5 protein-coding genes are annotated in these 7717 nt (G+C 37.2%); 2 read left to right on the forward strand and 3 right to left on the reverse strand.

All coding sequences use genetic code 11. The features are described from left to right. Nucleotides 1–53: 53 nt before the first annotated feature. On the forward strand, nucleotides 54–3056 hold the full coding sequence (gene secDF / locus A6M55_RS08425; protein ID WP_064197216.1) for a protein translocase subunit SecDF: 3003 nt from the start codon (nucleotides 54–56) through the stop codon (nucleotides 3054–3056). A 349-nt stretch (nucleotides 3057–3405) separates the two neighbouring features. After that, nucleotides 3406–5346 (forward strand): KUP/HAK/KT family potassium transporter, encoded by a 1941-nt coding sequence (locus A6M55_RS08430; protein WP_064197217.1) that lies wholly within the window; start codon nucleotides 3406–3408, stop codon nucleotides 5344–5346. Between the two features lie 33 nt (nucleotides 5347–5379). Here A6M55_RS08430 and A6M55_RS08435 read toward each other — a convergent pair whose 3' ends face one another. The 3 genes from A6M55_RS08435 to A6M55_RS17430 form a co-directional block, all read right to left on the reverse strand. After that, a complete protein-coding gene (locus A6M55_RS08435) occupies nucleotides 5380–6360 on the reverse strand; it encodes a GTP-binding protein (protein WP_015028802.1) in 981 nt (326 codons plus the stop codon). Between the two features lie 93 nt (nucleotides 6361–6453). Continuing rightward, complete coding sequence (locus A6M55_RS08440) at nucleotides 6454–7386, reverse strand: DUF1080 domain-containing protein (RefSeq protein ID WP_064197218.1); 933 nt, start codon at nucleotides 7384–7386, stop codon at nucleotides 6454–6456. A gap of 117 nt (nucleotides 7387–7503) precedes the next feature. Continuing rightward, the coding region (locus A6M55_RS17430) for a hypothetical protein (protein WP_197491678.1) at nucleotides 7504–7717 on the reverse strand (214 nt) is incomplete at its 5' end.

Below are 7717 nucleotides of genomic sequence, written 5' to 3' on the forward strand. Positions count from 1 at the left end.
TGAAAATAATCCATAAATAGTCCTCCCATCGGGGGTTAGGGGGCATCAAAATAATGAGAAACAAAGGTGGTATAGTCGCTCTATTGGTGGCTTTTTTAGCAATTAGTGTTTACTTCTTGGCTCGTACTTGGAAGGCAAACGACATCAGAAAAGACGCAGAAGCGTATGCAACAGACAAATCAGGTAAAGTTGATTACACAAAAAAACAACGTTATTTAGATTCTCTTTGGAAACAACCCGTTTTCTTAGGAATGACTACAACTGAAGACCTAATGAAACAAGAATTAGGTTTAGGCCTTGACCTTCAAGGGGGTATGAGTGTTATTTTGGAGGTATCACCTACAGAAATCGTTCGTGCATTGGCAAATTCTCGTGACCCTAAAGTAGCCACGGCTATCTCTAAAGCACAAGAAAGAGCAGCTAATAGCAGTGCTAATTTTGTAGATTTATTTGCTGAAGAATTTAAGAAAGTAGCTCCTGATACAAAATTATCTAGTATTTTCTCAAATAGTTCAAATCGTGGTACACTAAGTTTGGAATCTTCTGATAGCCAAGTGATAAGTTATATCAAAAAAGAAGTTGATGGTGCTTTCGACCGTGCATTCCGCATTATCCAAACGCGTGTTGATAAATTTGGTGTTGCTAACCCTAACTTACAAAGACTTTCGGGAACTAACCGTATTCAAGTAGAATTGCCGGGTGTAGATAATCCTCAACGTGTTCGTAAACTCCTTTCTGGTGCTGCAAAATTAGAGTTTTGCGAAGTATATAGCATGCAAGAAATTGCTCCAGCGTTTGATGGTTTATCGGCTATCTTATTACAAATGGATGCTGAGGCAAAGGCTGCTGCGAAAACAGATTTAAATAAAATTGCAGGAAAAGGTGATAACGAAGCAGTAGCTACAAATGATACTTCAAAAAATAGTTTAGCAGCTAAATTGGCTGGGGGAAGCAAAACAGATACTTCGAAAAAGGATTCAACTGCTCTAGCTCAACGCCAATCAAATGCATTTAGTAATTTATTCGTTGGAACTGGATATGGCGTAGCAGTACGTGTGAAAGACACTTCACGTGTAAACCAAATCATGCGTCGTCCGGATGTTCAATCATTGTTCCCAGCTGATGCAAACTTTGTATATGATGTAAAACCACGTGCCAATGGTACAAACGCAAACGAAGATATTGTTGATATTTACTTTGTTAAAGATTTAGGTAAAGCTCCATTAGAAGGAGATGTTGTAACTAACGCTACTCAAGACTTCGATGAAAGAGGAAAGCCAGCAGTAGAAATGCAAATGAATGCTGAAGGTGCAAGAAAATGGAAAGCATTAACAGCTGCAAACGTAGGCCGTCAGGTTGCTATTATCCTTGATAACTTTGTTTATTCTGCTCCAGTTGTTAATGGTGAAATTGGCGGTGGTCGCTCGAGCATAAGTGGAAACTTCACTGTTGAAGAGGCTCTTGACCTTGCAAACGTATTGAAGGCTGGTAAACTTCCTGCCCCAACAAATGTAATTTCAGAAGATATCGTAGGTGCAACCGTAGGTTCGGAAGCCGCTCGTGCAGGTATTCTTTCTTCAATTATTGGCGTATTATTTGTATTAGCTTTCGTAATGATTTATTACAACAAAGCTGGTTTGATTGCCAATATTGCCCTTATTGTAAACTTATTCCTATTATTAGGTGTAATGGCTTCATTTGGTGCAACACTTACCCTACCAGGTATCGCAGGTTTAGTATTATCAGTAGGTATGTCAGTCGATGCCAACGTATTGATTTATGAGCGTATCAAAGAAGAATTAGCTTTAGGTAAGACATTTGCTACGGCTGTTCGTGATGGTTTCCAAAATGCAATGTCATCAATTATTGACTCAAACGTTACTACGCTCATTACCGGTGCGGTATTATTTATCTTTGGTTCAGGCTTAATTCTTGGTTTCGCTACTACGCTCTTAATTGGTATTTTTACTTCTTTATTCTCCGCTATTTTTGTATCAAGATTATTATTTGAATACTACATTGGTAAAGGAAAAACAGTATCATTCTACACGAAATTTACTGAGAAACTATTCAAAGACTCACAATTCGATTTCGTTTCTAAGCGTAAGTTATATTACACTATCTCAAGTGCCATTATCATTGCGGGTATTGTTTCGATATTCTTTAAAGGCTTTGGTTTAGGTGTTGACTTCCTAGGTGGTCGTACATATGTAGCAAAATTTGAAAAAAGTGTAAACACAGAAGAAATTGATGCTGCCTTAAAAGGAACATTTGAAGGACAAGCCATCGAAGTAAAAACTTTTGGTGGATTCGACCAAGTAAAAATTACAACTCCTTACAAAATTGAGAATACAAACCCTGAGGTTGAAAAACAAATCGAAAGTAATGTAAACAATGCATTGGCTAACGTAAATGGTAATAAAGGTAAAGTTACAAGCTCCTCTAAAGTTGGACCAACCATTGCAAACGACGCCATTGGTGGTGCATTAAAGGCTATATTACTTTCAATTGCATTGGTATTTGTCTATATATACGTACGTTTCCGTAGCTTAGCATTCGGTTATGGGGCATTAGTGGCGTTGTTCCACGACGTGGCAATTATCCTCGGTATTTTCTCAATTTTCCGTGGCTTCCTTCCATTCTCACTTGATGTTGACCAAGCATTTGTAGGTGCGGTATTAACAATTATGGGTTACTCAATGAACGATACCGTAGTAGTATTTGACCGTGTACGTGAATATTTACGCGAAAAACGCGGCGTAAGAGAAGATATTCCTACAGTAATTAACAACGCCTTAAATAGTACATTGAGCCGTACGGCGGTTACTGGTTTCTCTACATTAATCGTACTTTTAGTATTATTGATTTTTGGTGGTGAAACTATCCGTGGCTTCGTATTTGCGATGTTCGTTGGGGTAATCGTTGGTACATATTCTTCATTGTTCGTAGCCACACCAATCGTTGTTGATGCGATGCAACGTGATATTAAAAATGAAGATGCGAAATTAGCGGTAGTACCTGCTGAAGCTGATTCAAAAAAAGGTAAAAAGGCTTAGTAATAGCTAATTTTTAGCATTTATCTACGCTCCCAATATATCTCAAAAAGATTATTGGGAGCGTTTTTTTTATCTTTTTTATTAAAAGATTATTATTTGCCCTTTTTTTCGCACTGATTTGTATTTGAATCACTATTTTCCTTTCAATAATTAGTTTAGTAGTATTTCAAAACAAAAAATTATTCTTAATATTATTGGTATTTTATTTGGATTTTTTTATACTTTTTTATGAAACATTAAATTTGCAATCTTTTTTACATAACATATCCCATAAAAAAGTCCGAAAAAATATTGCAATTTCCTACAAACCAGTACATTTGCACACTTTTTTACTAAATATCATATAATAATGAGCCACAATCACAAAAACCTAGATAGGGTTACGGCCGCAGGATTGCTTATTACACTTGGTATCATTTTTGGAGACATTGGAACATCTCCACTCTATGTAATGCAGGCCATTATTGGCAAAGAAAAGATTGATGAAGAAATAGTCTTTGGTTCGTTATCACTCATTTTTTGGACACTTACTTTACAAACTACACTTAAATATGTTATCTTGATTCTTAGAGCAGATAACAATGGTGAGGGAGGAATCTTTGCTCTTTATGCACTTGTAAGAAGACATGCCAAATGGTTAACGGTGCCGGCAATTATTGGTGGAAGTGCTTTGTTGGCCGATGGAATTATTACCCCACCTATTTCTGTTTCTTCAGCGATTGAAGGGTTACAGATTGTTTATCCCGAGATACAAACCATCCCAATCATCATTGGAATTATCACAACACTTTTTTTAGTACAAGCATTTGGTACTAATGTTGTTGGTAAGGCATTCGGGCCAATAATGTTTGTATGGTTTACGATGTTAGCTGTCCTTGGTATTCGACAAATTATAACAGACCCTGCCATATTTCAAGCTATTAACCCCTATCATGCTTATCGCTTACTATTCTTCCATAAAGATGGTTTTTGGTTATTAGGTTCGGTGTTTTTGTGTACAACAGGTGCGGAAGCTTTATATTCAGACCTTGGGCATTGTGGTCGTGGTAACATCAGAATTAGCTGGATTTATGTAAAGATTTGTTTATTACTTAATTATTTTGGGCAGGGCGTTTGGGCCATTTCTATGAATGGTCAGTATCTTGATGGTCGCAAACCTTTCTACCAACTGATGCCAGATTGGTTTTTGCTAATTGGTATTGGTATTGCTACGGCCGCAACCATTATTGCTAGTCAAGCTTTAATCACAGGCTCCTATACGCTTATTTCAGAGGCTATTCGTCTTACTTTTTGGCCAAAAGTTCGATTAAAATATCCTTCAGACCACAAAGGACAACTTTATATCAGAAGTATCAACTGGTTATTATGGGCTGGTTGTGTGGGCGTGGTTCTATATTTCAAGGAGTCTGCTAACATGGAGGCCGCCTATGGTCTAGCTATTACACTCACGATGTTAATGACTACCATTCTTGCTGCCTATTACCTTTACACCCATCGTTTCAATAAGTTTTGGATTGTAGCATTTTTAGTAGTTTATGTACTAATCGAAGGTGGTTTTTTAGCAGCCAATATGCTCAAGTTTTCGCATGGTGGATGGGTTTCTGTATTTATTGCGGCTGTCATTGCTATGATTATGATAATCTGGTATCGCTCAAATATTATCAAAAATCGTTTGACTGAATTTGTGAAGTTAGAAAAATATTTGGATGGCTTAAAAGAATTGAGTAAAGATGAATCTGTACAGAAATATTCTACTCATTTAGTGTATATGAGTAATGCCCATAGAGTATCTGAAATTGAATCGAAAGTGATGTATTCGATTTTCGAAAAACGCCCCAAACGTGCAGATATTTATTGGTTTATTCATGTTGATATTACCGATGAGCCTTATACTATGAAATACAAGGTTAATATCATTGAACCAGATGATGTCATTAAAGTAACTTTTAAACTTGGTTTCAGGGTTGAACAAAAAATTAACCTTTACTTTAGAAAAGTTATTGAAGAAATGGTGAAACGTAAGGAAGTAGATATCCGAAGCCGCTATGAATCATTACATAAACATAATGTTGTAGGTGATTTTAGATTTGTCGTTTTAGAAAGATACCTATCTAACGAAAATAAACTTCCTTTCTGGGAAAGGTTAACAATGGAGGCCTATTTCTTCATTAAAGGCTTTACGAACTCTGAAGATAAATGGTTTGGACTCGATACCAGTAATGTAAAGGTTGAGAAAGTTCCGCTTATTCTTCGTCCAATAGATAATATTTCACTCGAGAGAGAAGATTAATAAAAAGGGAGCCTTTCAGCTCCCTTTTTATTATTATATCAAACAGTCTTTCAATTTCACTTCAAAAACCAGCCAATCTAAATCATAATTAGCAATAAGTTCAATGCGACTATCTCGTCTATAAGCAATATATTGTATTGAAAATTCTCCATCTATTGCATTTATCAAAACCCAATCTTTACCTATTCGAAAAACACCTTTGGCACGTTCTACTCCTTGCATTGAACTGAAAAATTGACGGAGTTTTGGTAAACTAAAAACTTCTTCGGGCGAAAAAAGCCACCCACAACTATACATTCCTAGACCTTTACTTAGTTTTTTTACTGGTTTTCCGACCTCAGCTAATTCATTTTCTTCTTCATTATGATGGTGATGCTCATGCGTATGTGCTTGTGGAAAGGCTGATTTTCGGCCTTCAAATGGTTGTATATCAAGCCAATCAATATTTATTTCACCATTCGAAACTGAGTCTATCAACAATTTGGGCGGATACAGGTTTTCCGACCAAAGCTTAAACTTGCTTACCAATTCTTCCCCTGCAACATCAGCTTTATTAGCTACCAAAACATCGGCTAAATTTATTTGGTCTTGAAAGGTCTCATGGGCACGTACATTTGCATCTATCCATTTGCGTGGGTCAACCAAACAAATGGTGGCTCTTACTTCAAGAATGTCTCTTAGGTATTGGTTTTGTAATAAATCTAATATTTTTTCGGGATGCCCCATTCCTGTTGGCTCTATCAGAATTCGGTCTGGTTTTTGGCTACGTAAAAGGGTAGTGAGCGTAACCTGCATCGGTAAATTGGCAGTACAACAAATACAACCTCCAGCAACTTCTCTAATTGTCAGGTCATCTTTTTCTTCAATAGCTGTGTGGTCGATAGATACGGCACCAAATTCATTGATTATTACCGCCCAACGCTCGCCTGAGGGTTTATTGGCAAGAATATGCTTAATGGTAGTGGTTTTTCCTACTCCTAAGAAGCCTGTGATAATATTAACGGGTATTTTCATAAAATGAGGATTCTTTTTCGATATAAAATCAAAAGGAAGGCTTCGCTAATAGCGAAGCCTTCCTTAGAAATAACACCATTTATGCAAAAAAGTTTACTTAGCAGGCGTAAGGATAATATTTCGATATTCGATAGGGCCGTGGTCGCCTTGGAAAAAGATTGGACCTGGTTCGCCTTCATTACTATCTAAAGCTCCGCCCGTAATTCCTGGAATTTCGTTTTTATAAATAATCGTTTTGCCATTCAAAACAACCGTTACTAATCTTCCAACTAAGGTAATATCAAAACTTTGCCATTCGCCAGCACTTTTAGCTGGCATTTCGATTGGAGCAATAAAACCATAAATTGCACCTAATTGGTCTTTTAATGGTTCACGGCCCTTGCTATCGGTTACTTGTACTTCATAACGACCTCTGAGATAAACCCCACTATTACTACCTTCTGGGTATTTGAACTCTACATGTAATTTGAAGTCATTATAAGTTCCGATTGTGCGTAAGTTTGCCCCTGATTTTGGACTTTTCAGAATACCATTCTCTACAACCCATTGGTTTTCGCCACTTACGGCTTGCCAACCATCAAGGTTTTTTCCATTGAAAAGTTTGATAGGAGTGCCCCAAACTGGTGTTTTAGTACTATTTAACTTCGGTGCACGTACGCCTTCCCAACTCAACACTTCACCGCTTGGCGTATTCATAGTACCAGTAAGCTTGTCATTTTTCAAAACAGCCTCAACCACTAAATCTTTTTCGGCTCTATCCCATTGTGGCGGAATTGAGAAAGATATTTTATCATCCGCAAAATTGATGCGTGAAATTGGTCTGGCACTTCCACCATCTCCAACAAAATGACCATTTAAATATTTCTCTCCTGAATGACTTACTTCTAACCAAGATGGCATCTTTTTATTGCCTTTGGTAATTGTAATGTCCCAACGGCCTTCGATGCTCTTGATTGGAGCTAATTGTGCCATGAGAGAGTTGCTGATAAGGATTGCTCCTAAAAATTTTACAAAGTTTTGCTTCATGTTTGTTTTTGGTTGAATAAAATTTGGTTAAAATTGGATTGTAGCACAATTCTCCGAATTGTGAGTTACGCAAAACACAAGCGGAACGCCGCCCTTTCAGAAAATTGTGCTACAAAGTTACTTCTTCGTTTCTTCAAAACCCATTTCTTCGTACCATTCTTCAAATTCTTCTGGCGAAGCTGTTGGTTTCGGACTCGTTGCTCGACGTGAACGACGCTCCGATGCTTTGATTTCAAGGTCTTTTTCTACTTTTTCGCCATTGAGCTCGATGATAAGCTTATATTTTCCTGGGCGGAAATAAATTTTCTTATCATCGGCAAGCTCCAGTTTG

The organism is Emticicia sp. MM (genome assembly GCF_001649495.1).

Excerpts from the sequence above, each read along its gene's own strand:
- A6M55_RS08435 (WP_015028802.1), bottom strand. The coding sequence starts at position 6,360 with ATGAAAATACCCGTTAATATTATCACAGGCTTCTTAGGAGTAGGAAAA.
- A6M55_RS08440 (WP_064197218.1), bottom strand. The coding sequence starts at position 7,386 with ATGAAGCAAAACTTTGTAAAATTTTTAGGAGCAATCCTTATCAGCAAC.
- A6M55_RS08430 (WP_064197217.1), top strand. The coding sequence starts at position 3,406 with ATGAGCCACAATCACAAAAACCTAGATAGGGTTACGGCCGCAGGATTG.
- secDF (WP_064197216.1), top strand. The coding sequence starts at position 54 with ATGAGAAACAAAGGTGGTATAGTCGCTCTATTGGTGGCTTTTTTAGCA.